This window comes from Erythrobacter litoralis, assembly GCF_029760855.1.
GTDB classification, from domain to species: domain Bacteria; phylum Pseudomonadota; class Alphaproteobacteria; order Sphingomonadales; family Sphingomonadaceae; genus Qipengyuania; species Qipengyuania litoralis_A.
In genome coordinates this window covers 148029-172767 of the sequence record NZ_SOSI01000002.1, presented here as the reverse complement: position 1 = coordinate 172767, position 24739 = coordinate 148029, and the positions used below count along the sequence as shown (strand labels likewise).

Annotated in this window: 23 protein-coding genes; 12 read left to right on the top strand and 11 right to left on the bottom strand. The window is 59.4% G+C overall.

The window, feature by feature from the left end:
* Positions 1 to 14 precede the first annotated feature (14 nt).
* Genes E3U23_RS03730 through E3U23_RS03715 form a run of 4 tightly spaced genes read right to left on the bottom strand, consistent with a single transcriptional unit; the run spans position 15 to position 4143 of the window.
* Positions 15 to 1100, bottom strand: coding sequence for a PA0069 family radical SAM protein (locus tag E3U23_RS03730; RefSeq protein WP_279349861.1), 1086 nt, complete (start codon positions 1098 to 1100; stop codon positions 15 to 17).
* A gap of 42 nt (positions 1101 to 1142) precedes the next feature.
* Positions 1143 to 1670 (bottom strand): molybdenum cofactor biosynthesis protein B, encoded by a 528-nt coding sequence (moaB, locus tag E3U23_RS03725; RefSeq protein ID WP_279349860.1) that lies wholly within the window; start codon positions 1668 to 1670, stop codon positions 1143 to 1145.
* Positions 1670 to 3394 (bottom strand): transglycosylase SLT domain-containing protein, encoded by a 1725-nt coding sequence (locus E3U23_RS03720; protein ID WP_279349859.1) that lies wholly within the window; start codon positions 3392 to 3394, stop codon positions 1670 to 1672. The genes moaB and E3U23_RS03720 overlap by 1 nt, the downstream gene beginning before the upstream one ends.
* Positions 3382 to 4143, bottom strand: coding sequence for a hypothetical protein (locus E3U23_RS03715; RefSeq protein ID WP_279349858.1), 762 nt, complete (start codon positions 4141 to 4143; stop codon positions 3382 to 3384). The genes E3U23_RS03720 and E3U23_RS03715 overlap by 13 nt, the downstream gene beginning before the upstream one ends.
* Positions 4144 to 4222: 79 nt before the next feature.
* Here E3U23_RS03715 and E3U23_RS03710 point away from each other — a divergent pair, with 79 nt between their 5' ends.
* The 6 genes from E3U23_RS03710 to E3U23_RS03685 all read left to right on the top strand — a co-directional run bounded on the left by E3U23_RS03710 (position 4223) and on the right by E3U23_RS03685 (position 11846).
* Positions 4223 to 5869: an electron transfer flavoprotein-ubiquinone oxidoreductase gene (locus E3U23_RS03710; RefSeq protein WP_279349857.1), complete on the top strand. Its 1647-nt coding sequence runs from the start codon at positions 4223 to 4225 to the stop codon at positions 5867 to 5869.
* Position 5870: 1 nt separating this feature from the next.
* The gene (locus E3U23_RS03705; RefSeq protein WP_279349856.1) at positions 5871 to 6683 is read left to right on the top strand and encodes a 4-(cytidine 5'-diphospho)-2-C-methyl-D-erythritol kinase; all 813 of its coding nucleotides are present in this window, start codon (positions 5871 to 5873) and stop codon (positions 6681 to 6683) included.
* A complete protein-coding gene (locus E3U23_RS03700; RefSeq protein WP_279350242.1) occupies positions 6683 to 7408 on the top strand; it encodes an N-formylglutamate amidohydrolase in 726 nt (241 codons plus the stop codon). Before E3U23_RS03705 ends, E3U23_RS03700 begins: the two co-directional genes overlap by 1 nt.
* Before the next feature lie 131 nt (positions 7409 to 7539).
* On the top strand, positions 7540 to 9258 hold the full coding sequence (gene ilvD / locus E3U23_RS03695; RefSeq protein ID WP_279349855.1) for a dihydroxy-acid dehydratase: 1719 nt from the start codon (positions 7540 to 7542) through the stop codon (positions 9256 to 9258).
* Positions 9259 to 9267: 9 nt separating this feature from the next.
* Positions 9268 to 10653: an NAD(P)H-hydrate epimerase gene (locus tag E3U23_RS03690; protein WP_279349854.1), complete on the top strand. Its 1386-nt coding sequence runs from the start codon at positions 9268 to 9270 to the stop codon at positions 10651 to 10653.
* Positions 10650 to 11846, top strand: coding sequence for a class I SAM-dependent RNA methyltransferase (locus E3U23_RS03685; protein ID WP_279349853.1), 1197 nt, complete (start codon positions 10650 to 10652; stop codon positions 11844 to 11846). The genes E3U23_RS03690 and E3U23_RS03685 overlap by 4 nt, the downstream gene beginning before the upstream one ends.
* On the opposite strand, the gene E3U23_RS03680 is transcribed toward E3U23_RS03685, so the two are convergent.
* Positions 11843 to 12148 (bottom strand): phosphopantetheine-binding protein, encoded by a 306-nt coding sequence (locus E3U23_RS03680; protein WP_279349852.1) that lies wholly within the window; start codon positions 12146 to 12148, stop codon positions 11843 to 11845. The two genes, E3U23_RS03685 and E3U23_RS03680, sit on opposite strands and share 4 nt — an antisense overlap.
* Positions 12149 to 12263: 115 nt before the next feature.
* Here E3U23_RS03680 and E3U23_RS03675 point away from each other — a divergent pair, with 115 nt between their 5' ends.
* The 3 genes from E3U23_RS03675 to E3U23_RS03665 are packed head-to-tail and all read left to right on the top strand — an operon-like array spanning position 12264 to position 16324.
* Complete coding sequence (locus tag E3U23_RS03675; RefSeq protein WP_279349851.1) at positions 12264 to 13784, top strand: acyl-CoA ligase (AMP-forming), exosortase A system-associated; 1521 nt, start codon at positions 12264 to 12266, stop codon at positions 13782 to 13784.
* The gene (locus tag E3U23_RS03670; RefSeq protein WP_279349850.1) at positions 13781 to 15007 is read left to right on the top strand and encodes a pyridoxal-dependent decarboxylase, exosortase A system-associated; all 1227 of its coding nucleotides are present in this window, start codon (positions 13781 to 13783) and stop codon (positions 15005 to 15007) included. Before E3U23_RS03675 ends, E3U23_RS03670 begins: the two co-directional genes overlap by 4 nt.
* Before the next feature lie 54 nt (positions 15008 to 15061).
* Complete coding sequence (locus E3U23_RS03665; RefSeq protein ID WP_279349849.1) at positions 15062 to 16324, top strand: ExeA family protein; 1263 nt, start codon at positions 15062 to 15064, stop codon at positions 16322 to 16324.
* 7 nt (positions 16325 to 16331) lie between these two features.
* Here E3U23_RS03665 and E3U23_RS03660 read toward each other — a convergent pair whose 3' ends face one another.
* From E3U23_RS03660 to E3U23_RS03645, 4 genes are all read right to left on the bottom strand, one after another.
* Positions 16332 to 17030 carry a pirin family protein gene (locus E3U23_RS03660; protein WP_279349848.1) on the bottom strand — a complete coding sequence of 233 codons (699 nt, stop codon included), beginning with the start codon at positions 17028 to 17030 and terminating at the stop codon, positions 16332 to 16334.
* A 70-nt stretch (positions 17031 to 17100) separates the two neighbouring features.
* On the bottom strand, positions 17101 to 18216 hold the full coding sequence (gene zapE / locus E3U23_RS03655) for a cell division protein ZapE (protein WP_279349847.1): 1116 nt from the start codon (positions 18214 to 18216) through the stop codon (positions 17101 to 17103).
* A complete protein-coding gene (locus E3U23_RS03650) occupies positions 18213 to 18680 on the bottom strand; it encodes a PaaI family thioesterase (protein WP_279349846.1) in 468 nt (155 codons plus the stop codon). The genes zapE and E3U23_RS03650 overlap by 4 nt, the downstream gene beginning before the upstream one ends.
* Position 18681: 1 nt before the next feature.
* On the bottom strand, positions 18682 to 19464 hold the full coding sequence (locus E3U23_RS03645) for a succinate dehydrogenase iron-sulfur subunit (protein ID WP_279349845.1): 783 nt from the start codon (positions 19462 to 19464) through the stop codon (positions 18682 to 18684).
* 122 nt (positions 19465 to 19586) lie between these two features.
* On the opposite strand from E3U23_RS03645, the gene E3U23_RS03640 reads away from it, so the two are divergent.
* Entirely contained in the window at positions 19587 to 20264 is a 678-nt protein-coding gene (locus E3U23_RS03640; RefSeq protein WP_279349844.1) for an HAD family hydrolase, read from the top strand.
* Here the strand turns inward: E3U23_RS03640 and E3U23_RS03635 are convergent.
* Positions 20215 to 21414 carry a hypothetical protein gene (locus tag E3U23_RS03635; protein WP_279349843.1) on the bottom strand — a complete coding sequence of 400 codons (1200 nt, stop codon included), beginning with the start codon at positions 21412 to 21414 and terminating at the stop codon, positions 20215 to 20217. The two genes, E3U23_RS03640 and E3U23_RS03635, sit on opposite strands and share 50 nt — an antisense overlap.
* Positions 21399 to 22544, bottom strand: a complete 1146-nt coding sequence (locus tag E3U23_RS03630; RefSeq protein ID WP_279349842.1) for a hypothetical protein — start codon at positions 22542 to 22544, stop codon at positions 21399 to 21401. The genes E3U23_RS03635 and E3U23_RS03630 overlap by 16 nt, the downstream gene beginning before the upstream one ends.
* A 90-nt stretch (positions 22545 to 22634) precedes the next feature.
* Here E3U23_RS03630 and E3U23_RS03625 point away from each other — a divergent pair, with 90 nt between their 5' ends.
* Both E3U23_RS03625 and E3U23_RS03620 read left to right on the top strand, forming a co-directional pair.
* The gene (locus E3U23_RS03625; protein ID WP_279349841.1) at positions 22635 to 23957 is read left to right on the top strand and encodes a lipopolysaccharide biosynthesis protein; all 1323 of its coding nucleotides are present in this window, start codon (positions 22635 to 22637) and stop codon (positions 23955 to 23957) included.
* Entirely contained in the window at positions 23954 to 24703 is a 750-nt protein-coding gene (locus E3U23_RS03620; RefSeq protein WP_279349840.1) for a nucleotidyltransferase family protein, read from the top strand. Before E3U23_RS03625 ends, E3U23_RS03620 begins: the two co-directional genes overlap by 4 nt.
* The last annotated feature ends 36 nt before the right edge of the window (positions 24704 to 24739 follow it).

Here is a 24739-nt window from a genome sequence, read left to right as displayed (position 1 = left end):
TCTCCCCCGCTATTTCACAGTAACCGTAGTTGACCACCTACCGTCGGCGGGCGGAACTGCGTGCAATCGAGTTCGAATTGCGTCTTGTCCAGACCGGCGCGTTTACAGGCCAGGCGGAAGCGGGCGCGGAACAGATCAGCCCATACGCCGACCGGACGCAGACGGTTGAAGAAGCTCGGATCGTTGTCCTTCCCGTCGCGGATCGAGCACACGATACTCATTACCTTGTCGCTGCGATCGGGGAAGTGGACCGAGAGCCATTCCCGAAACAAAGGCGCGACTTCGTGCGGCAAGCGCAACGGTATCCAGCCTACGCTTGCCACGCCGAGCGCGGCGGCGCGCTGCACGATCTCTTCCATGAACTCGTCGGTGATAGCCGGTATCACCGGGGCGACCGAACAGTGCGTAGGCACCCCAGCCTCCGACAATTTCGCCAAGGCCTGCAACCGCTTGGCAGGCGAAGCGGCGCACGGTTCGAGCTTGCCCGAAAGCTTGGGATCGAGACTTGTCACCGAAATCGCCACCGCGACGAGCCGCTGCTCCGCCATTTCGGCGATCAGGTCGAGATCGTCCAGTACCCGGTCCGACTTGGTCGTGATCGTGACCGGATGTCGCGCGTCCAGGCAGACCTCCAGCACCTGCCGTGTGATGCGATAGCGACGCTCGATCGGTTGATAGGGATCGGTATTGGTCCCCATAGCGATCGGCTTGGGTCTGTACTTGGGCTTGGCGAGCGTGGCGCGTAGCAAGTCCGCCGCATTCGGCTTCGCGAAAAGCTGCGTCTCGAAATCCAGCCCAGGCGAAAGGTCGTGATAAGCATGGGTCGGCCGGGCGAAACAATAGACGCAGCCATGCTCGCAGCCACGATAGGCGTTTATTGAACGGTCGAAAAAGATATCAGGCGACTGATTGAAGCTGAGGATCGTCTTCGGATGTTCTTCGGTCACATGGGTGCGTAGCTTGACCGGCGGACCGTCCAATGCCTCCATGTGATCGCGCCAGTCGCCATCCGCTTCGCGCTGGTCCAGTCCGAAGCGTGTCGAAACCGCGGCGGATTGCGCTCCCCGGCCCGTGATCGGCGACTCGTTGCTCGGCTCCATGCAGGAGAACATACACGGAACATAGGAATGGTGGAAGTGGCCTTAGCGCTCCTGCAATCGAGGCATGAGTTCGACGAAATTGCAGGGCCGATGGCGGCTGTCGAGTTGCAGAGCGAGGATCTGGTCCCATCCATCTTTCACCGCGCCGTTCGAGCCGGGCAGGGCAAAAATATAGGTGCTTTGCGCTAGCACCGCGCAGGCCCGACTTTGGATTGTACTAGTGCCGATGCTGGCAATGCTGATGTAACGAAAATATTCACCGAAGCCCGGAATGTCCTTGGTTTTAACCCGTCCGAGCGCCTCGGGCGTGACATCGCGTCCGGTCAGGCCTGTGCCCCCGGTGATGATTACGGCGTCGATCTCGCCGTCGGCAATCCAGCGTTCGAGCAGTGTGACGATCTCATCGACGTCGTCACGCAGAATTTCGCGCGCGGCAACGCTGTGACCAGTTCCCTCGATCCGCTCGGCTAGAATATCGCCGGAGGTGTCATCGTCCCGTGTACGCGTATCCGAAACCGTCAGAAGCGCGATATTGATTGGCTTGAAGGCCCGGCTTTCATCGATTGGCATCACCGCGTCCTCGGAAAGCTAGGCCAACGGTTCTGGGCAAGTTCTTCGGCACTGGGCCGGTTCGCCTCGGCCTGACGGAGATACATCCAGTAATTGCGCATCACGATGGCAACATAGCCGCGCGTCTCCCAATAGGGGATCGATTCCATCCAGAGTAGTGGATCGTTCTGATCGTTCACCTCGGTATTCCACCGTGTCACGGGGGTAAGGCCGGCATTGTAGGCTGCCATCACCTTGGGCAGATGGCCGCGCGTGGCTCCGGATTGGCTCAGCGCTTCCAGCGTCCGCTGTCCGAAGGCGAGATTGGTCTTCGGATCCTTGAGGTCGGCCGAAGCGCTGAGATTGATAGACGAGGCGTATTCGCGCGCAGCAATCGGCCTGATCTGCATGAGGCCGATGGCGTTTGCAGGGCTGACCACGCTTTCGCGAAAGTTCGACTCCTGCAAGGCGTGGGCGAAAGCGAGTGCCGGATCGACCTGCCACCCGCCATGCGGCGTATGATAGGCCACCGGCCAGCGCAGACTCGGCGGCGAGACCGCACCGCGCGGGGCGTTATACGCCATGAAGCTCTGCGTGCCAGCAAGACCTAAGGCGCGAGCAAGCCGGGTGAGGGCCGGGTAGTCGCGCACATCGATGCGCCTAGCCTGCCAGCGCAGCGCCTCGTCCGCTGCATCGCGCCGGTCGATCTCGGCAAGCATCACCGCCTCGCGCACGGCCGGTTCGTCCTGCAAGCGGCGCCAGTCATCCGCCGTCAGGTCGGGCGTCGCGTGGTCGCCCGGCATATCCTGCCCGAGCTGTTCAAGCGCGAGCATACCGTACAGCGTCTCGTCGTAGCGCGCGGCAGCGCGGAACTGCTCCTGCGCATCGATCGGCTTGCGACACCGGGTAAAGGCGCGGCCGGCCCAATAGCGTGCGGCGGAGGTCAGTTCCTGATTGGTCGAATTTTGCGCGGCGGCGCGGAAACCGTCGACCGCTGCGTCGCAGTCGCCTAGTCGCCAGGCGGCGAGACCCGCCACCCACTCGCCCTCCGCGACCCATGCGCCGCTGCCTTCGCGCACGAGGTTGGCCATGCCCCAGGCATCGGCGTCGCGATTTTCGATATAGTAGGACCACGCGACGCGCTGCCGCCACTCTGCCCGCGCCTCGCGCGAGAGCGAATTGTCGATCCCGTCGAGCAGTAGGCGCGCACCATCGGGATCGTCCGCGACGATGCGCTCCAAGATCGCCGTGCGCAGTTCGGCGGGCATGGTGCCGTCCTCGACCGAACGCGGCAGGATGCGCTTCGACATGCCGGTCTGCCGGACGAGTTGCCGTTCCGGAGGAAGAGAAGGTGGATTCTCCAACCCGCGCGTTTGGCCGAGACGGATGATGCCCTCCGCTTCCGGACTGTCGCTATAGCGTGCGAGCCAAGACTGTACGCGCTCCAGCGGAATGCGCGGACTGTTCGGATGAAGGAAATATTCGGCCAGCGCAGCGCCGTGCAGCGGACCATCCTCGCGCTGCAGCAGTAGCACTTCGACCCGGTCCCAGTTCTGCCCGTCGATCGCCTCGAACAGCGAGCCGTAATAGAGGCGGTCCTCTGTCGAAAGGAGGCGCGGAAGGGCAGCGGAATGCGAGCGCGTGAAGTAGGTCGTACTATCGGCATAAACGGGCTGCGCAGCCGAGGCGACGGCGATCAACGCAAAAGCAGCGAGAGATGAGCGAAGCGAAGTCATGCGGTCCATTCGAGCCAGCGGTTCCAGAAAGTCTTGCGGCGCTCGGGTGAGCGCATGAGGTCGGCGAGGGCGGGGGCGAGCATCAGGGGCATCTGCCGTGCACCGAGTTCCAGTACAGTCGGCGTGCGCGCCGCGCTCGGTCCGATGTCGAACAGCGGCGCGAGGCCCCGGTCGAATACAAGCAGGCGCTTCGGCTGTGCCAGCGCCATGTGGTGCCTCGTCAGAGCGGCCAGACCGCGCGATCGAAGCTCTTGCCAATCGGGAAGGCCGATCGCTGCCGGCACCGCGCTGGCGCGATAGACCTGCATCTCCTGCGACCCGAACGCGCGCAAAATTGCGGCGAGAAAGTCCTGTTCGTTCACTTCAAGCGGAAATGGCGTCAGCACTGCGATTTCCGCGCCGCGCGCGCCGATCGGTGGTTCACGACGGTCTTCAGACGCGTCACTCAAACTTTTTTCGGTCAGCCACCAGTTGTGAAACGCTGGCAAATCCTGCGGCCAATCCCGTTCATTTCCGCCGATCCTGCCCGCATCTTCATCGCCCAGCGCACGTTCGAGCGCTGTCTTGCGTGCGGGCTCTTTTGGAAGCGGCACGGGCGGCGACGTTACGGCCTCGTCCGTTTCATCGGCCCGAAGCCATTGGTTCGCCGTGTCGGCATAGTCGAAATCGACCCCGGCTTCGCGCCACCAGTCGAACGCGGCGGCGAGCGCGTCCTTTCCCGGCAAAACGCCGTTTTTATAAGGCTGTGCAACCATCATCCGTCCGCCGCGGGTCTTGACCTCAAACGCCCCAGCAATCAAGTGAACAGGCACAAGCTTGCGACGAGAAGAGAGAGACATGAGCGAACGTGAATCCATGCCTTGCGATGTCGTCATCATCGGCGGCGGCGTGGCCGGTCTGGCAACGGCGATCCGGCTGAAGCAGATCAACGACGAACTCGAAGTCATCGTGCTCGAAAAGGGTAGCGAGATCGGTGCGCACGTATTGTCCGGTGCGGTGGTCGACGGGCGGGCGCTCGACGAGCTCCTGCCCGACTGGCGCGAGATGGATTGTCCGATGGCGGAAACGCCTGTGGTGGAGAATCATCACTGGGTGCTCTCGAAAACGGGAAAGTCCAACCTGCCCGAAATGATGCTACCGCCCTTCATGGGGAATGACGGCAACTACACCGGTTCGCTCGGCAATCTGTCGCGCTGGCTGGCCGAGCAGGCCGAGGGATTGGGCGTCATGGTCTTCCCCGGCTTCCCGGCATCCGAGGTCATGTTCGACGAAAGCGGCGCAGTCACCGGTATTATAACGCAGGATATGGGCGTCGCTGCCGACGGTACGCACAAGCCGGAATATGAACCGGGCATGGAAATTCATGCAAAATATACCGTCTTCGCTGAAGGGGTGCGGGGCAATCTCACGAAGAAGATGAAGCAGCGCTTCGATCTGGAAGCGAACTGCCAGCCGCAGGTCTACGGTCTTGGGATCAAGGAATTGTGGGACATCGAGCCGGACAAGCACATGCCCGGCCGTGTCATCCACACGCAAGGTTGGCCATTGTCCGAAAGCGGCACCTGGGGCGGCGGGTTTATCTACCACCAGTCGAACAACCAGGTGGCCATCGGCTTTGTCACTGCGCTGGATTACCGCAACCCCTACGTTTCGCCCTACCAGGAATTTCAACGCTTCAAGCACCATCCGGAGATCGCGGCAATTCTCGAAGGCGGGAAGCGGGTTGCCTATGGTGCGCGCGCGATCAACGAAGGCGGTTGGCAAAGCGTGCCAAAGCTCGCCTTCCCCGGTGGCGTGCTAGTCGGCTGCGCAGCCGGCTTCGTCAACGTGCCGCGCATCAAGGGCAGCCACACCGCGATGAAGAGCGGAATGCTGGCGGCAGAAAGCATGGCTGCCGCGATCGCCGCGGGCAAAGAGCATGCCGAACTGATGGAGTATGACGACGCCGTTCGCTCCAGCTGGATCGCCGACGAATTGAAACTGGTGAAGAATGCGCAGCCCGCTGTCGCGAAATATGGCGAGGACATTGGAACCGTGCTCGCCGGAATCGACATGTGGATGCGTCAGCTCAAGATCGGCCTTCCGATCACCATGAAGCACCACCGCGACTACACCATGCTCGAACGCATGGATCTGCATGCGCCAATCGATTATCCGAAGCCTGACGGTAAACTCAGCTTTGACCGGCTGACCAACGTCGCCTACAGCTACACCAACCACGCCGAGGATCAGCGCAATCACCTGCAAGTCCAGGACATGGAATTGCAGCGGGAAAGCGAGTTGGGCGTCTATGGCGGCCCCTCGACGCGCTATTGCCCCGCCGGCGTCTACGAATGGGTGACCGAAGGCGAGGCCGAGCCGAAATTCGTAATCAACTCGCAGAACTGCGTCCACTGCAAGACGTGCGACATCAAGGACCCGAACCAGAACATCGAATGGACCACGCCCGAAGGCGGCGGCGGTCCGAATTATCCGAATATGTGACTTGCCGACGACCGAAACCGCCTACGCGAAGATCAACCTCGCGCTGCACGTCCGTGCGCGCCGCGATGATGGCTATCACGAACTCGAAACGCTATTCGCCTTCGTCGACCAAGGCGATGTTCTGACGGCGCATCCTGCTGATGCCGATGCGCTGCATCAACAGGGTGAGTTCGCGGACGATCTCGGACTGCCTTTCGGTAATCTCGTGGCGCGGGCGCTTGGCAAATTGCCGCGGCCGACGGGGCTGACGATCGCACTCGACAAGCGATTACCCGTCGCGGCAGGGCTTGGTGGCGGATCGGCGGATGCCGGTGCGGTGTTCCGCATCGTGCGCGAAATGTACGGCTTGCCCGACGATTGGCACGCGCGCGCTGCTGCCCTAGGCGCCGATGTGCCGGCCTGCGTCAAAAGCCGCACCTGCATAGGTCGGGGGACGGGAACGGAACTCGAGCGTGCTGACGACGGGCTCGCCGGAACCCCGGTTCTGCTCGTCAATCCGCGAGAAGGGCTGTCCACCGCCGATGTGTTCGCACGATGGAGCGGCGGGGATCGCGGCCCCCTGCCGGAAGGTGACGCGCGACGGATCGCGCTCGACGGGCGCAACGACCTCGAAGATCCCGCCATCGCCCTTTGCCCTGCTATCTCGGAGATTCTTGACGCACTGCGCGGAACTTCGCCGATTCTCGCCCGTATGTCGGGCTCCGGTGCCACGTGTTTCGCTTTGTACGACGATGAGAAAAGGCGCGACCAAGCAGCGGAGCAAATTGCCAGCAGCCACTCTTACTGGTGGCAAATGAAGGGTTCCCTGCGATGATGATCGACAATCTTCCTTACCGCCAGGTCGGCGTGGAAGATGCGCGTGCGGGCGGCATCCTGTGCGTTGCCGATCACGCCTCGAACTATGTCCCGGACGATATCCAGTTAGGCATCGATCCTAAATTGCTGAACGCGCATATCGCAGTCGATATCGGGGTCGGCGGTATGGCCGATCGCCTTGCACGCAAGCATGGTCTCCCGGCGCATATCGCAACCGTTAGTCGCCTTGTTTGCGACCTTCACCGCAAGGAAAACGAAGCGGCGGTGGTTCCCAGCGAAAGCGACGGACATCTTATTCCCGGCAATATCGGCGCGGACCTTGCGATGCGGCTCGAACGCTTTCACCGGCCCTATCATACCGCGCTCGGCAAGCTGATCGACCGGTTGCAACCGCGCCTTATCCTCGCGCTACACAGCTTTACGCCGAGCCTGGAGACAAGCGACGAAACGCGGCCATGGGAAGTCGGCCTCCTCTACAATCAGGACGACCGCGCCGCCCGCCACGCAATCCGTCTGTTCGGCGAGCAGGGCCTGACCGTCGGCGACAACGAACCTTATTCCGGCAAACAGCTCAACGCGACGATGGATCGCCATGCGGAAGCGCGCGGCATTCCGTACTGCACCGTGGAGATTCGGCAGGACCAGGTGAACACGGCCGCCGGGCAATCGCGCTGGGCGACCTTACTGGCGGACATCATGGGGCGAGTGGCGCTCGAGGTTTAGAGCGTATCAGTAATCCTATCGAAAAGACTGTTCGAGCTGAGCTTGTCGAAGCCACGCCTTTTCTTCTACCGCCTGCAAAATCATGAGAGTCCTTCGACAGGCTCATGACGAGCGGATAGGAAGCGAGCGCGATGCCCAAATTCGATAAATCGAAACTCCCCAGCCGCCACGTTTCGGTCGGCCCGGAGCGCGCGCCACACCGGTCCTATTACTATGCTATGGGCCTGACCGAAGAAGAGATCGCGCGGCCTTTCGTCGCTGTGGCGAGCGCGGGCAACGATAGCGCGCCGTGCAACACTACGCTCGATGCACAGGCTGACATCTGCCGTCGCGGCGTGGACGAAGCGGGCGGAATGCCGCGCCGTTTTAACACCATCACCGTGACCGACGGGATCGCGATGGGCCATCAGGGCATGAAAAGCTCGCTCGTCAGCCGGGAGGTAATCGCGGATTCGGTCGAACTTTCGGTGCGCGGCCATTGTTATGATGCGCTGATCGGGTTCGCAGGCTGCGACAAGAGCTTGCCGGGCATGATGATGGCGATGCTGCGCCTGAATGTGCCGAGCATCTTCGTCTATGGCGGCTCGATCCTGCCGGGCACTTACAAAGGTGAAGACGTCACGGTGGTCGATGTGTTCGAGGCGGTAGGGCAGCATGCCGCCGGAAATTGCCCGCTGAAAGACTTGACCGCGTTGGAGAAGGTCGCTTGTCCCGGGCACGGGGCGTGCGGAGGGCAATTCACCGCAAACACCATGGCATGCGTCGGGGAAGCGATTGGATTGTCCTTACCGAACAGCAATATGGCTCCCGCACCGTATAAATCGCGTGAGGAAATTGCGATGGCTGCGGGACGGCAGGTGATGACGCTTCTGGAGCGCAATCTGCGCCCGCGCGACATTTGCACTCGTGCCGCCTTCGAGAATGCCGCGCGCGTCGTGGCGGCGACCGGTGGGTCCACCAATGCAGCGCTCCATTTGCCGGCCATGGCGCACGAGGCGGGGATCGCATTCGACCTTCACGACGTCGCCGAAATCTTCAAATCGACCCCGTACATCGCCGATCTGAAGCCCGGCGGCCGCTATGTCGCTAAAGATATGCACGAGGCGGGCGGCGTTTACATGGCGATGAAAACCCTGCTCGACGGTGGTTTTCTCGATCCCGAACCGCTTACGGTGACCGGCAAGACGCTCGGCGAAAATATCGACGAGATTACGTGGAATCGCGATCAGAAAGTCTTTTACGACGTCAAGACGCCGATCACCCCGACTGGCGGCGTGGTCGGCTTGAAAGGTTCGCTGGCGCCCGAAGGTGCGATCGTGAAAGTCGCCGGGATGAAACGGCTTCAATTCACCGGTCCGGCCCGCGTGTTCGAATGCGAGGAAGACGCTTTCCGAGCGGTGGAGGATCGCGACATCGCCGAGGGAAGCGTAATCGTCATCCGGTACGAAGGACCGAAAGGCGGCCCCGGCATGCGCGAAATGCTTGCCACGACTGCCGCTCTTTACGGGCAAGGCATGGGCGAGAAAGTCGCACTTATAACCGACGGGCGCTTCTCCGGCGCGACGCGGGGTTTCTGCATCGGCCACGTCGGGCCGGAAGCTGCCGAAGGCGGCCCGATCGCCCTGATCGAGGACGGCGACGAGATCGCCATCGATGCCGAAGCGGGAACCATCGACCTCAACGTCGAACCGTCCGTACTCGACGAGCGGCGGATAGCGTGGCAGCCGCGCCAGAACGATTACCAGTCAGGCGCTTTGTGGCGCTTCGCGCAAAATGTCGGCCCTGCATCCGAAGGCGCGGTGACCCACCCCGGCGCGGCGCGCGAAACGCATGTGTTCGCCGATATCTAGCCTGCGATCATGAGCAACGCCGTCCTCTCCGTTGCGGAAATGCGTGCCGCCGAAAGGGCAGCAACGGCGGATGGTGTGTCCGAATGGGATTTGATGCGCCGCGCGGGCGAAGGCGCAGCAGAATGGGTTCGACGCATGGCGGCGGGCAGAGCGGTCACCGTTCTGTGCGGGCCCGGCAACAACGGCGGCGATGGCTACGTCATTGCGCAAACTCTGGCGATTGGCGGTACGAAAGTCCGCGTCGTGGCACCCGAACTGCCGAATACGGACCTCTCCAAAAAAGCGCGCGCGCTGTACGAAGGCACGGTCGAACGGGATGGCGATCTCTCGGATCCCGTGATCGTCGACTGTTTGTTCGGATATGGCCTTTCGCGAGCCGTTGAAGGGCCTTACGCGCAGCTCCTCGAACAGCTCTCGAACATGGATGCCTATCGGATCGCCGTCGACGTACCGAGCGGTGTCGTGGCCGATAGCGGCCAACTGCTCGGAACGGTGCCGCAGTTCGATCTGACCCTCGCGCTGGGCGCGTGGAAACCTGCCCATTTTACGATACCTGCGCGACAATACATGGGTACGACCCGTCTAGTACCGATCGGGATCGATACGAAGGACACGTTTAAGCGCTCTTCTTCCCGGCCGAAGTTCCAAGTGCCGCAAGCTGACAGTCAGAAATACATACGTGGGTTGCTCGCCATTGCGGCGGGCGAGATGCCCAGTGCGTCACTCCTTTCGGCGGAGGCGGCGATGCGGGCCGGGGCAGGCTATGTGAAACTTATTAGCGAGCATTCGCATCCGGCTGCTCCGGCCGACCTCGTCGTCGACGAGATGGAGCTTGCAGAAGCGCTAAACGATAGGCGGATTGATGCCTGCCTCATCGGACCGGGCCTCGGCCGGTCTTCACTGTCGCGAGACAGGCTAAGCGCCGTCCTCGATCAAGGCATGCCAACTGTCCTTGATGCCGACGCCCTCCATCTGATCGATAGCGACACGCTTGAAGGTCTCGACGCCACCAAACTCGTATGTACGCCGCACGAGGGCGAATTGGCGGCCTTGTGCAACACCTTCGATATCAGGGACGAAGGAAAGGCGAACCGCGCCCGTGCGCTTCATGCGAAAACCGGCATGACGGTTCTTGCCAAGGGACCGGATACAATTTTGGTCGGCGAGGATGGCATGCGTTATTTCCCGGCGGCAACCCCGTGGCTGTCGGTCGCAGGAAGCGGCGATGTACTAGCTGGCATCATCGCCGCGCGGCTTGCGATGGATGGCGATCCGTTCCAGGCGGCCGAGGAAGGTTTCTGGCTCCACGCCGAAGCGGCGCGCCTTGCTGCTCCCGCGTTCACCGCAAGCGAACTGACCCACTGTGTCGGATCGGCGATGAGGGCGTTCCTGTGAGCGAAAGTGAAGCGGTCATCCGCATTGCCGCGAAAGGCGATGGCGTCACAGCTTCGGGCCGACATGTTCTTGGCGGTGTCACCGGCGATGTCGTTGAGAGCGACGGCACTCTTTCATTCGGTCCGCACCATGTCGAACCACCGTGCCGCCATTTCCCCGAATGCGGCGGATGCCAATTGCAGTATGCGGACGAGAGTGTACTCCGCCAGTTCGTGACCGACCGGGTGGTCAACGCGGCGGAGGGACAGGGTCTCGCAATCGGGACACTGCTTGAAACCCACCTGTCGCCGCCGAAGTCCCGCAGACGCGCGACGCTACATGGCATGAAAACGAGGTCCGGCGCGGTTCTGGGATTCAAGCAGCAACGTTCGCACCACGTTCTCGATTTGCGTGAGTGCCCGGTACTCGATCCGGCGCTGTTTCGCCTGATCGCCCCCTTGCGCGACGCGATCGCACGATATGCCGGGAAGCGGCCGGTCGATATTTCACTGACGCTGGCAGATCAGGGCGTCGATTGCACGATCAGCGGTATCGAACTGGACGGGCTCGCGGCGACCGAGGGTATCCTCGAGCTTGCTCGAACCAATAGCTTGACCCGATTGACCGTTCACGACGGCTATACGCCTCAGACGGTGTGGGAGCCGGAACCCGTCACCGTTTCGCTCGGCAGGACGCCTGTCGGTTTGCCGGTCGGCAGCTTCCTCCAACCCACGCAGGACGGCGAGCAGCGCTTGTGCGCAGACGTTCGCGAATTTGTCGGTTCGGCCACCACCGTCGCGGACTTTTTCGCAGGTCTTGGCACTTTCGCGTTCTCGGTTGTCGGACCTGCCAAAGTCCTCGCCGTCGAAGCCGCTCGCGATGCGCATCTGGCTTGCAAGCTCGCCGCGGACCGCGGCCAACTTCCCGTCCACACCATGCACCGCGACTTGTTCCGCAACCCTTTGCAGCCGCAAGAAATCGGCCGATTCGATGCGGCAATACTCGATCCGCCCCGCGCCGGCGCGCACAAACAGGTGACACAGATAGCGCAAAGCGATATCGAGCGCGTCGCATATGTGAGCTGCAATCCCGCAAGCTGGGCGCGCGACGCGAAGACTCTGATCGATGCCGGTTTCAGGCTCGAAAAAGTCCGACCGGTCGGACAGTTTCGCTGGTCTACCCATGTCGAGTTGACCAGTCTGTTCATGCGTTAAGCGGTAACTGTTTTGGCCTCTACGAAGGCGAGCAGGCCACCATAAGTTTCAAGCATCTCGCCATCGACATCGTCGTCGTCGATCACGATATCGAGCCTGTCTTCCATCTCGGTGAGAAGCCCGGCAACAGCCATGGAGTCCAATTCCGGCAAATATCCGAACAAACCGGTATCTGCGTCGAATTCGGCGACTTGCGAAGGCGGCAACGCGAGTACATCGATAAGGATCTGACGCAGCTCGCCATCGATCGCCTCACGGCTCGGACCGACTGCCGATGCGGTTTGCGCGGTTTTCGCTGTCATGCTCGCATTCTCCTGCGAGGCCGTCTACTCGCCGTGAAACCACGGCGCAAGCCGATCCGATCGTGAAAGCAGGAGCACTTGCGCCTAAAGGCGCCAATGCGGATATGCACGAACGATGGATAGCAGCTTGCCAAACCCCGAAGCCTTTCCACTCGATCACCTTACCGAGCGGGGCAAGCCGAGCGATATCGCGCTGATACTTCGTGACCGATCCCTTACTTATGACGACCTTTCCCGGAATGTCGGGCGCCTCGCGTCCTGGCTGACTTCAAAAGGGCAAGCGGGCGATCGAGTGGCGAGTTGGGCGGCGAAAGGCGAATTGACATGCTTCATGCCGCTCGCGGCAGCGAGAGCTGGAATGATACATGTGCCTATCAACCCATTGCTCAAAAGGGCCCAGGTTGCCCATATCCTTCGCGATAGCGGCGCGCGGCTTATCGTGGGAACACCATCGCGGTTGACCTTGCTCGAAGCCGACGACGTTCCTGCAAATTGCGAACTTGTCGAGGAAGAGCGAGCGCTAGGATCGGCCCGCGAGTTCGATAAAGCGCAGCTGTCTGCGGTCGATCCAAACGCGATCGCCGCGATCCTCTATACGAGTGGATCGACAGGAGCACCGAAGGGGGTCGTGTTGTCCCATGCCAATATGTGGCTCGGCGCGGCGGCGGTGGTGCAATATCTCGGTCTTGCTCCCTCCGACCGTACACTGGCGGTCTTGCCGCTTAGCTTCGACTACGGCCAGAACCAGATCCTCAGCGCATTCTACTCGGGCGGATCCGCGGTGCCGTTCGATTATCTTTTCGCCCGCGATGTGCCGAAGGCATGCGAGAAGTACGGCATTACGACGCTTGCGGCTGTTCCTCCGCTTTGGCGACAGTTGACGGAGGTCGATTGGCCTGAAGCTGCGATCGATTGCATGAGGCGGATCACCAATAGCGGCGGTGCATTGACGACAGATCTTGTCCATCGTCTGCAGTCCGTCTTCCCATCGACGGAAATCTACCCGATGTACGGACTGACGGAGGCGTTCCGTTCGACCTATCTTCCGCCGCATCTTGTCGATAGCCATCCGACTTCAATGGGATCGGCTATACCGTTTGCAGAGATACTCGTGGTTCGAGACGACAATAGCCTTTGCCAACCGGGGGAAGAAGGCGAGCTGGTGCACTGTGGCCCTCTGGTTGCGAAAGGTTATTGGCAGGATGAAGAGAGGACCGCCGAACGATTCAAACCGGCGCCGCCTGCTTCGCGCTATGGCGGCTTAGCAGTCTATTCGGGCGACAGGGTCATTTCTGATGAAGACGGGCTGCTGTATTTCGCTGGACGGCGCGATGCCATGATCAAGACCATGGGTAATCGTATCAGTCCGCAAGAGATAGAAGCGGCGGCAGTGGCGACCGGGTTCGTGGCAGATGCGGTCGCTTTCGGGATCCCGGATGAAGAGAAGGGGCAGGGGATAGTGCTGATCGTGCGGACACTGGGAGGTCGCGATGCCGATGAGGCTTTACGGGGCGCACTGAAGCGAGAATTGCCGGGGTTCATGCAACCGGATGCGATACATTGGCGGTTTGAAATGCCGATAAACCCCAACGGCAAGATCGACAGAGCTGCTTTGATCGCGGAGTATTCATTGTGAAACCGGTTGGCCCGATACCGCCGGGGTTTGCTGACCAGACTGGCGAACTCGCGATAGGCGGCAGACCAGTGAGCTCGCTTGTTTCCGAAGCCGGTGCGACGCCGCTATTCGTATATTCCGCGGATATGATCGCGCAGCGTATCTCCGATCTGCGTGAGCATTTGCCAGCGTCAATACGGCTTAATTACGCCATCAAGGCAAACAGCTTCGCACCATTGCTAAACCGGATGGCGGCGCTGGTCGACGGGTTCGATATCGCTTCCCGAGGCGAATTGGAGATGGCGCTCGCAAGCGGTATGAAACCATCGTCGATCAGTTTCGCAGGGCCTGGTAAGGGCGATGACGAACTTGCCGCCGCAATCGAAGCTGGCGTTACGATCAATCTGGAGAGCGAGCACGAAGCGGAACGTGCTTTGGCAATCGGTCGAAGGGGCAATCTAACGCCCTGCCTGGCAATACGGGTCAATCCCAGGTTCGAGCTTCGCGGCTCGGGCATGAAAATGGGTGGGGGCGCGAAACCGTTCGGCATCGATGCGGAACGCATCCCCGCACTGGTTCGGGAGTTGGCGACACAGGACTGCGAATGGCGAGGCCTGCATATTTTCACCGGCAGCCAGTCACTCGACGCGCAGGCGGTTCTCGAAGCACAAGCGAACGTATTAGCTCTCGCCGATCAGATCGCGCGCGATTCCGGCATCGGTATTCCCCTGCTCAATATGGGTGGCGGCTTTGGCATCCCATATTTTCCAGGCGACAAGCCTCTTGACCTTGCAAGGCTCGGACAAGGTATTTCGGTCGGGATGCAGAACCTTCCATCAACTTTGTCCGATACCGAATTTCACATAGAACTCGGTCGATACCTTGTCGGCGAGGCGGGCGTGTATCTGACACGCATACTCGACCGCAAGGAGAGTTATGGCGAAACGTACCTCATTACGGACGGTGGTCTGCACCACCAACTGGCGGCCTCAGGCAATTTCGGAACGGTCGTAAGGCGAAATTACCCCGTCGGCATCGCGACGCGCTTCGATAAGCCAGCGGAAGAGACGGTCAATATCGTGGGGCGCCTATGTACGCCGCTCGACAGGTTGGCTGACAAGGTGCGTATGCCAAAAGCGGGGGTAGGTGACATCGTGGCGGTTTTCTGTGCTGGAGCATATGGCGCAAGCGCATCGCCGAGTGCCTTTTTGGGACATGGCCCCGCTGCTGAAATCCTTGTTTGAGACACCTACGATGTCGGCGCTTCCGAAGAAGCGGTTTCTGATAAGGAAGCCGCCATGTACGAGGAATTCTACGGATTCGACAAAGCGCCTTTCCGGCTGACTCCGGATCCCGAGTTCTATTTCCAATCCGCCACGCATCGTAAAGCCTTGAGTCACTTGGATTACGGGCTCCAGCAGCAAGAAGGGTTCGTCATTATCACCGGTGAAATCGGTGCAGGTAAAACAATTCTTGTCGAGCGTTTCGTTAACGAATTGGCTTCCGCCAATGTAACCATCGGCAAGGTCGCGGCCAGCGCGTCTACAGGCGAAGCGATGCTGTTCGCCGTCGCATCGAGCTTCGGTCTCAATAAGGCTCAGGAACGGCATACGGCGCAGGCTACCATCGAGCGCTTTTTACGGAACGAGGCTCTCGAAGGTCGGCGAACGATGCTTTTTGTGGACGAGGCTCAAGCGCTGTCCGTAGATGCGCTGGAAGCCCTTCGGATGCTATCGAACACTCACCTGTCCGGCCAGCCGATAATCCAGGTGGTTTTGCTCGGCCAACCCCGTCTTCGGGACGAATTGGCGGAGGCGGGCCGGCTCGAGGAGCTTCGCCAGCGGATTATCGCGTCGCATCATCTGGAAGCAATGAGCGCGCAAGAGATCGAGCCTTATGTCCTGCACCGACTCACGCGGGCTGGATGGCGCGGTTTGCCAACATTCGATGGCGAGCTTTGGCATCGGTTGGGCGAAGTAACCGGCGGTATTCCGCGCAAAATCAATCAGGTTATGACCCGGCTTCTGCTTCTTGGAAGCATCGAGCAAGCAGACCGGCTAGATTTGGCGATGCTGAATTCCGTCTTGGAGGAAATGTCTCCCGACGGGAACGCGCATCGGTCTGTTGAAAGTCGGGAAAATCTGGCCACAAGCCGGGGCGAGGATGCTCAGGAAGTAGAAGGTCGGACCGACGAAGCTATCTCGTCCGATATCGAGGATACCAAATCTTCAGCCGACAAGGTCGAGGAAGAGCTTAGTGCTACAGAGGAGATATCTGGGAGTGACGATTACGCGGACCTGCGTAAGGTGGAAGAGATTCAAGAGCAGCTCGATGCGATCGAACTGGCGTTCGCAGAACGCGACGCGCATCTGCATGCATTGAGGGAATTAATTGAAAACACCGCAGACGCCCAACCAGCCCGTCCATCCTACGATGATAGGTTGGACCGGCGCTTGAGCGACTTGGAAGACAGAGTAAGCGAACAAGAGCGTTCGCTTAGAAACATTCTGCAAACGATGATCGAGCATTTCGAGACGCGAAGCCCGTCCGAAATGCCCTGACCTGCAATCAACGCGCGTCGACTAATACGATTTCCGAGTCTTCCTCCGCCTCGACGCGAATTTGGGTTTCGCCGGTTATGGCGATGCCATCCCGGGGTTCGGCCCTTTCGCCGTTGACGATTACAGGCCCCTTCGTGGCAACCAGATATTGATGTCGCTTTCCGGATGTCTCCCAAACGGCCGCCTGGCCTTTCTCGAGTGTCGCCGCCGCCACCTTGGCGTCGCAGCGGATCGAGAGCGCATCGTCCACATTCGGGGTTCCGCTCGCTAGGACGACGAAATTGCCGTCGCGTGTGGCGGCAGGAAACTCGCGTTGGCCCCATCCCGGAGCTTCACCGTTGCGATCGGGCAGGATCCAGATCTGGAACAGTGTCGTCGCCTCGTCCTCTAGATTGAATTCGGCGTGCGTAATGCCGGTGCCAGCACTCATGACTTGTACGTCGCCCGCGCCGGTGCGGCCTTCATTGCCGAGACTGTCGCGGTGACTGATTGCTCCATTGCGCACGAAGGTCACGATTTCCATGTCGCGATGCGGATGGGGCGGGAAGCCGGATTGCGCAGCGATCGTATCGTCATTCCATACGCGGATGGCGCCCCAGCCCATGCGCGAAGGATCGTGATAATTCGCGAAACTGAAATGGTGTCGGGCATCGAGCCAGCCGTGATCTGCATGGCCCAGACTGTCGAACGGTCGAATATCGATCATAGAAATTTCCACATCGGCGGGAGAGCGAGCCGCCGGAACGGGTGCGAGATATGGTCTGTGCAGCGGCGCTTCAAGCGTCGGCGCCGTGGCCTTGCGCCATGTATTGGCTGCTCTGCATTTCCTTCAGCCGGCTGACGGTCCGTGCGAACTCGAATGCTCCGTCGCCTGTCACGTAAAGGTCTTCGGGTTCGGCTTCGGCCGCCGCGAAAAGCTTAACCTTGTTCTCGTACAAAGCATCGATCAGCTTGGTGAAGCGGATCGCTTCATTACGATTGTCCGGACCCATGCGCGGGATACCCACGACGATGACGGTATGATAGGCGTGAGCGACGGCGAGGTAATCGGCCGCCCCGCGATTTTCGCCGCACAACCGCTTGAAGCTGAACACGCCGACGCCTTTCAGGCTCTTGGGAACATGCAACGTGCGCCCGCCGCCGAGATCGAGTTCGGCGGATGGCACATTGTCCGCATCTTCCGGCTCGTAATCGGTCAGGCGGAAGAATGCCTCACGCACTTGCCCGGTCGCCGCTTCGCCCAAGGGCGTATGCCAAGTGTCAAGATCACCAAGTCGGTCGAGCCGGTAGTCGGTGGGCCCATCGAGCGGCAGCACGTCGAGTTCCGCCTCCACCAGATCGATGAAGGGCAAAAATAGCGAGCGATTGAGCCCGTCCTTGTAAAGGTCCTTCGGCGGACGGTTGCTGGTAGTGACGACGATCACCCCCTCGTCGCGGATGAGCGCGGTAAACAGGCGGGCCATAATCGCCGCATCGGCAGTATTGGTGACAACCATTTCGTCGAAAGCCAGGCAACGTGCCTCACTGGCGATCTTCGCCGCGACCGGGGCGATCGGATTGCCTGCGCGCCGCGTACGTTCGTGACTGATCAGCCGATCAACCTCGAGCATGAACGCGTGAAAATGCACGCGGCGCTTTTCATTTATGTCCAGCGTTTCGACGAACAGGTCCATCAGCATGGATTTCCCGCGCCCGACGCCGCCCCACATATACACGCCGCGTAATTGGTGTTTCTTCCCGCCGAACAGGTTGGAGAAGAAACCTGTGTCTTTGCGCTGTTCGAGCTCGTCCTGTAAAAGCTGCAATCGCTCGGCCGCCGCCTCCTGATCCGCATCCGCGTGCAATTCGTCCCTTGCGACGAGATCGCGATACCGCGCGAGAATGCCGCTCATGATGGGATCGCGCGCCGGTTCATCTTGCGAATGATGCCTGAGAAGGATGCGACCACATCGCTTTCCTGCTCGACCATGCCGCGGATAAAAACGAGCTTGCCGGTTTCTCGCACGATTTCCGTTACCGCATCGAGGGGGCGTTTGGGGTCGCCGCCACCGACAAACTGGGTCGAAAGTTCGAGCGTTACAGACGGCCCCGCATTGCCGCTGCCAGCAAAATGCATCGTCGTGAACAGGGCTATGTCAATCAACGACAGCGTTACCGCGCCGTGGACGATACCCTGAAGGTTCTCGTGCCGCCGCTCCGGCACCATACGCAGGCGCGCTTTGCCATCATCGTCGCGCCGTGCGATCAGCGGACCCATCACCGCGCCGTTGAACAGCGTCGAGTCTCTCAGGTTCCAGTGACGCCAGCCGGGATTGTCCGGATCGGGACCGGTATCGAACAGCTCTTCGGGCGGCACGTCAGATAGCGCGTTCGGCCATCATCTTCTTAGTTTCGGCGATGGCCTTTGCGGGGTTCAGACCCTTCGGGCAGACGTTCGCGCAATTCATGATGGTGTGGCAACGATAGAGGCGGAAAGGGTCCTCGAGCTGATCGAGGCGTTCCCCGGTCATCTCGTCGCGGCTGTCGGCCAGCCAGCGATAGGCCTGCAGCAGGATCGCCGGGCCGAGGAATTTGTCGCTGTTCCACCAATAGCTGGGGCATGCAGTCGAGCAGCAAGCGCACAGAATGCACTCGTACAGCCCGTCAAGCCGTTCGCGCTGCTCAGGTGACTGAAGGCGCTCCTTGCCGCTCGGCGTCGGCGAGACGGTTTGCAGCCAGGGACGGATCGAGGCGTATTGCGCGTAGAAATGCGTGAAGTCCGGCACCAAGTCTTTTACCACTTCCATATGCGGGAGCGGAGTGATGCGGATTTCGCCCTTCAAATCGTCGATCGCAGTGGTGCAGGCGAGACCGTTCTTGCCGTTCATGTTCATCGAACACGAACCGCAGATGCCTTCGCGGCAGGAACGCCGGAAGGTGAGCGAGGGATCGATCTCGTTCTTGATCTTGAACAGGGCATCGAGGACCATCGGCCCGCAGGCGTCGAGATCGACCTCGAAGGTATCGTAGCGCGGGTTCTTCCCGCTGTCGGGGTCGTAACGATAGATTTTGAACGACTTAACCCGGCCCGCATCTGTCGCCTTGTGGGTTTGCCCCTTGCTGCTGATCTTCGAGTTCTTGGGAAGGGTGAAAGTCGCCATCGCTGAATCCGTTCTATCTGCCTGCAAGCTCTCTAGCGAAACGTGTCCGCCACGCAAGGTTTGCAACCCCAATTCGGTAGGGTTCGCTTGAATTTCAAGGCGCACCCTGCCACGCGCCGACTATGCGCAAGCTGGCAATTTACGACCTCGACAAGACGCTAGTCCGCCGCGCCACATTCACGCCCTTCCTTGTATTTGCCGCACGAAACCGTGCACCGGTTCGTCTATTGCTCCTGCCGCTTTGGCTGCTCGCTATGGCTGGCTACAAGATCGGTTTCTGCTCAAGAAGTGCTTTGAAAACCTTCGGTATGCGCCTGATGATCGGATCCGTTTCCGCAGACGAACTGGAATACCTCGGACAATCATTCGTAAAGCGTCTTGAGACCGGTGACTTCATGACCGGTCCGGTTGAAATGCTTCGTTCCGATCTTGAGGAGGGCACAACTGTGCTACTCGCTACCGCAGCGTTCGAGTTTTATTCGCGCCGTTTCGCGGAGCGCTTGGGTATCGAGCACGTCGTTGCCACAATTTGGGAGAATGGTGAGATATGGGGCTCGAATTGCTATGGAACGGAAAAATTGGCTCGCGTTCGGTGTTGGCTTGCAGAACAGGGCGATGACGCATTCGATCATATTAAGTTTGTAAGCGACAGTTTCGCAGATGCGCCAATGCTGGATTTCGCTGACGAACCGGTTTTCGTTTCAAGGTCCGAACGAAAGCGTCTGTCTGCTCAGTCTCGTGGATGGGAGGTCATGCATCCACTAGTATCTCAGCCGCAAGAATTTCTTCAAGCGCTCTAGCACCGCGTTCGCTCGCCGAATGCTTAGGATCGATGTCCATCGTGTATTCGAAAAGCGCCTTCTGTTTAGCGACAAAGGTGGTGCTCCATTCATTTGCATCGATCAGTTTCGTCAGTGCCTCCACGCCTGAATTTACGACTGGCCCGTTCTGCCAGAACTGGTACGCTTCTTTACCGTGACCGTTTGCATCTATGAAAACGCTTGGTTTCGGAGTGCGCAGAAACTCGTAAATCTGGCTGCTGACGTCACCGAGGTAGAAATCGGCTGCAGAGGTATAGGTCATATCGAACAAACTTGGACTGTCCGTATCGATCAGGATGTTCGGCGCATCGATGGCTGCCTGCGGTATCTCGGGCCTTAGCCGAACTGCGCGATGCTCGAGCGAAACATGCAATTTCTTTCTGAAGAGCATTACATGCGGCGCAAAAATAATATTCAAACCGTCGGGAATTTGAGCGGCAAGGCGCAGGATGTCAGGTCCATGATCATACCATGACGAGAGCGCCGGATCGAAGTGGGGATTGTAAACGACGGTCGGTCGGTCGTTTTCGAACAGCTTGTTGGAACTTTTGGGCGAAGCGGTGTCGAATTTTGCGTATCCCGTGATGAAGCACTGGTCAGCCTGGGCAATTCCGTGAGCGACGAATTCGTCTTTCACTTTTCGACCGCTCACCAGGAAGTAGTCGAACCCCGCAAGATCGGGATGATAGGTTACGCTTCGGTCTCCTGCCCCGTGCGGCACGAACACGAACGGCGGGGAGCTTCTATGCTTTATGATCAATAACCGCTTGATAGCAAGACAGGTTCTTTCCGGCGAAACAACCAGATCGGCAGATTCGAAAAGGCTAATCGATCGACGAAGGCGCGCAAGACGCTTCACCGGTGCCAAAGAATTGAATGGCGTCAAAGCAGCATCGAGAGTCCCCGAAAGATCAAGTGATCGCCATTCTATTTTCGTTTGCTGATCCGCCGGAACAAGAGCGCGAACCTGCCTCTCGATATCAGGCGTTCCTACTGCGGCCTCAATTCGCCAATCCCGCCGATATTCGGCAAGAGTAGCCATGATGCCGGCAATGTGCGCTGCCTGATGCGCTGCATCGTGATTGAAAAGAAAAAGGACCTTAGGAATGTTCGTTATCCTTTCGGCCAATTACGCACGAACGTCTCTATGAGATCGGCACCGTAAACAACGGAGTTTGGCGACGTATCGCCTAAGGAACGCTCTGCCGCCTCTTTCTGGCGCGCGACGAACTCCGAATGCAGCTTAGGAGCGCGCCGAATGGCAGGAAGCAGGTCTTGAGGATCATCAATCACTTCGCCCAAATGCCACATGGCGTAGGCCGGATCTTGCTGCCACTGAACCTTGTGCGCGTTAAGAAAAATGCAGGGTCTTGGATTTGCAAGAAACTCGTACACCTGACTGCTCACGTCACCGACATAGATATCTGCTTGCTCGAGATACGTACCGTCGAGCAATCGATCGGAGCCAAGATCGATCTTAATGTTATCGGCAGTGCGCGACTCGATCCTGGCACGATAGCCGGAGGGTCTCCGACGAAACAACTTGATATGGGGAGCCACGACAAGATTGCGATCTGTATGTTCTTCGAAGAGATGCACCATCGGTTTGAAGAACCGATCCCAGCTGCGTTGGCGCGGTTCCTTGTGTGAGTTGTACAGAACGGTAGGATTGCTGTTAGCGAAAAGGGGCTTGTCGTCACGGCCCAAAGCTAAAAGGGAGGTGAATTTTGGATAGCCTGCCGCGACGATCTTGCCTGGCTCCGAGTGACCTTTCTCGAGATGAAGGGCGACGTCCCGTGGGCCCTTGGCAAGAATAAGGTCGCAGTCTCTGCGTTTCTGGCGATCCGGGACTGCTCGTGCGTCCGCTCCATGCGTGATCAAGATGCGCGCCGGGCGATTGGCCTCCTGCAAATCTCGAAACAGGGCCGTAATTCCGTCCTCAGTCGAAACGATGGCGTCGTACTTTCTCAGCTTAGCTTCATTTTTTCTAAGCACCTGCGGTTTCGCCAGACCGAGGATGCGAACCGACTGGATGGCGGCCCCGGCAAGACCGCTCGGCAGACGGGTCATTTCGAATGACGCCGCATTGTGCGTTTTTCGCAATCGCTCGAGCGCAGCCGGTGACGCCGGATCGATGTAGAACACGTCGACCGTGATATCCGAGCGCCTCATCAATTCGAACATCACCGCGGCCGCATGATATACCTGATAGGCTTCGGCGATGAAGAGAAAGGCCAGGCGCAAGGGTTCGCGTTCCATAAGTCGAGGGCGGCTACATACGATGTGTCCCGCAAACCGCAAACGGTGGACCGACTTGTCTTGCCCGAGCACTTCGTCCAAGGCCACGTAATGGCGGGAAAGCTGGAAGATATTCACGCTTCTGAGGGGCTGCGCCGGATCATCAGAAACATCGGGTGGCTGCTTGGCGGCAAGGGCTTCGCCGCGATCGTCAGCCTGGTCTACCTCGCCATACTCGCTCGATCCCTCGGACTGAAAGGGTTCGGGCACTTCTCGCTGATATTCGGCACGGCGCAGGCGATGGTTGCCATCGCGGGTTTTCAAACCTGGCAAACGATCGTTCGGTTCGGCGCGCGCCACCTTACAGCCAAAAAGGAAGATCGGTTTGCGCGCCTCGCTGTATTTGGAGGGGCAATCGACATCATCGGGTCGGTTCTAGGTACGCTTTTTGCCGGTATTGTCATTTACGGTTTCGGCGACCAGCTCGAGCTCAACCCTCGCTATGTGACAGCAGCTTTCTTATTCATTGCGACGCTCCTGTTTGCTCGCGGAACCGCGCCGACAGGAATCATCCGCGTTCTCGACCGATATGATTTGGCGGTAGCAGCAGGAGCGATCACGCCCGTGGCGCGCCTCTTTGCTGCGCTCTATATATGGAATACGGGCGCCACAGTCGTTCGATTCCTTCTCGCTTGGGGGGCAATCGAATTGTTCTCGGCGGGGTTATTATGGGCGATTGCCTATCGCCTCCAGAAAGGGAACCTGAAGTTCTCCGACATAACGCAATGGCGGCGAACCGTAAGAGAAAACCCTGGATTACTTGGCTTCCTCGGTGTGACTTATGCAAGCCAAACTATTCAGGCTGTTCTGCAACATGGCCCGCTGCTGGCTGTAGGTTATTTTCTCGGCACCCGTGCGGCCGGTGTCTACCGGATTGCGGATCAATTGGCGAAAGCTTTGAGTAAGCTCGCTACGCTCGTAACGCAGGCGATCTACCCGGAAGTGAATCGACAGAAACACCAGGCTCCTGAGGCCGAATTTCAGAGGCTTATTACCCGCATAAGCCTGATTGTGTTCGGGGCAGGAGCTCTCATCGTCCTGATCGCATTGTTGGTCGGTCGGCAAGTTCTCGAACTTATCGGGGGACCGGAATTTTCCCAAGGGGCACCGTTATTGCTGCCTCTTGCGATCGCAGCGTCTTTTGACCTGGCTGCGGTTGCATTCGAGCCGGTCCTTCACGCTCACGGAAAGGCGCATTGGTCACTAGGCGTTCGTTTGTTCGGAGTAGCAGCAATGACCTTATCTACCGCGCTATTCGTCGGCTTTGGTGTGATCGGAGTGAGTTGGGCGGTGGCTCTTGCATTCGCGGTGATCTACCTTGCTTTCGCGATCGTCGTTCGCCGCGCTATCCTTTGCTCACGGGGTGGGGCATGAGGAAGATCGCCGCCCTAATCCTTGCCGGGACGAGAGCAGAGGGCGACGGGCTTGCCGAAGCTCATGGCGTCTCGCACAAGTCTTTGATCGAAATCGGCGATCAGCCGATGCTAACTCGTGTCGTAGCTGCGCTGAGGGCGGCTGGGATCAAGCGGATCGTAGTGTCAACAAACGATGCTCGCGTCCGGCATTTGGCAATCGGGCAGGGGTGCGAGGCGATGGCAGCCGAACCAGGACCGAGCAAGAGTGTTGCTGCTGCGATTGAGATAATAGGCACGCCGACAATCATCACTACCAGCGACCATGCGCTGCTGGACGCGGATATGGTTCACGATTTTCTCGATAGCGCACCTGAAGATGCGGACGTCGCAATACTGATGGCGCATAGAGACCGTGTCCAATCTGCGATGCCCGGGTCGGCGCGGACTTATCTATCTTTCGCCGATGGCGACTGGTCAGGATGCAATCTGTTCCTGTTGCGAACCGAACGCGCTCAGGCGGCTGTTGGCTTGTGGCAAATGGTCGAAGCCGATCGCAAGCAGCCATGGCGTATCGCCGCAAAACTCGGTTTGTCTACGCTTGTCATGATGTTGTTTAAACGGCTCGACCTTCAGGAGGCCATCAGTCGGTTGGGTCTTCGTGCCGGCATCAAGGCGGCAATGGTGCCCGCCAATAACGGTCTCGCTGCTGTCGATGTCGATAAGGAGAGCGATCTCAAAGCGGTTCGCCAAAAGATCGAAACCTGACGTTCGGGGCTAGCCGGTCCCGACGGAAGACGGGAC

Excerpts from the sequence above, each read along its gene's own strand:
- E3U23_RS03730 (WP_279349861.1), bottom strand. The coding sequence starts at position 1,100 with ATGGAGCCGAGCAACGAGTCGCCGATCACGGGCCGGGGAGCGCAATCC.
- moaB (WP_279349860.1), bottom strand. The coding sequence starts at position 1,670 with ATGCCAATCGATGAAAGCCGGGCCTTCAAGCCAATCAATATCGCGCTT.
- E3U23_RS03720 (WP_279349859.1), bottom strand. The coding sequence starts at position 3,394 with ATGGACCGCATGACTTCGCTTCGCTCATCTCTCGCTGCTTTTGCGTTG.
- E3U23_RS03715 (WP_279349858.1), bottom strand. The coding sequence starts at position 4,143 with ATGATGGTTGCACAGCCTTATAAAAACGGCGTTTTGCCGGGAAAGGAC.
- E3U23_RS03710 (WP_279349857.1), top strand. The coding sequence starts at position 4,223 with ATGAGCGAACGTGAATCCATGCCTTGCGATGTCGTCATCATCGGCGGC.
- E3U23_RS03700 (WP_279350242.1), top strand. The coding sequence starts at position 6,683 with ATGATCGACAATCTTCCTTACCGCCAGGTCGGCGTGGAAGATGCGCGT.
- ilvD (WP_279349855.1), top strand. The coding sequence starts at position 7,540 with ATGCCCAAATTCGATAAATCGAAACTCCCCAGCCGCCACGTTTCGGTC.
- E3U23_RS03690 (WP_279349854.1), top strand. The coding sequence starts at position 9,268 with ATGAGCAACGCCGTCCTCTCCGTTGCGGAAATGCGTGCCGCCGAAAGG.
- E3U23_RS03680 (WP_279349852.1), bottom strand. The coding sequence starts at position 12,148 with ATGACAGCGAAAACCGCGCAAACCGCATCGGCAGTCGGTCCGAGCCGT.
- E3U23_RS03675 (WP_279349851.1), top strand. The coding sequence starts at position 12,264 with ATGGATAGCAGCTTGCCAAACCCCGAAGCCTTTCCACTCGATCACCTT.
- E3U23_RS03665 (WP_279349849.1), top strand. The coding sequence starts at position 15,062 with ATGTACGAGGAATTCTACGGATTCGACAAAGCGCCTTTCCGGCTGACT.
- E3U23_RS03660 (WP_279349848.1), bottom strand. The coding sequence starts at position 17,030 with ATGATCGATATTCGACCGTTCGACAGTCTGGGCCATGCAGATCACGGC.
- zapE (WP_279349847.1), bottom strand. The coding sequence starts at position 18,216 with ATGAGCGGCATTCTCGCGCGGTATCGCGATCTCGTCGCAAGGGACGAA.
- E3U23_RS03645 (WP_279349845.1), bottom strand. The coding sequence starts at position 19,464 with ATGGCGACTTTCACCCTTCCCAAGAACTCGAAGATCAGCAGCAAGGGG.
- E3U23_RS03640 (WP_279349844.1), top strand. The coding sequence starts at position 19,587 with ATGCGCAAGCTGGCAATTTACGACCTCGACAAGACGCTAGTCCGCCGC.
- E3U23_RS03630 (WP_279349842.1), bottom strand. The coding sequence starts at position 22,544 with ATGGAACGCGAACCCTTGCGCCTGGCCTTTCTCTTCATCGCCGAAGCC.
- E3U23_RS03625 (WP_279349841.1), top strand. The coding sequence starts at position 22,635 with ATGGCGGGAAAGCTGGAAGATATTCACGCTTCTGAGGGGCTGCGCCGG.
- E3U23_RS03620 (WP_279349840.1), top strand. The coding sequence starts at position 23,954 with ATGAGGAAGATCGCCGCCCTAATCCTTGCCGGGACGAGAGCAGAGGGC.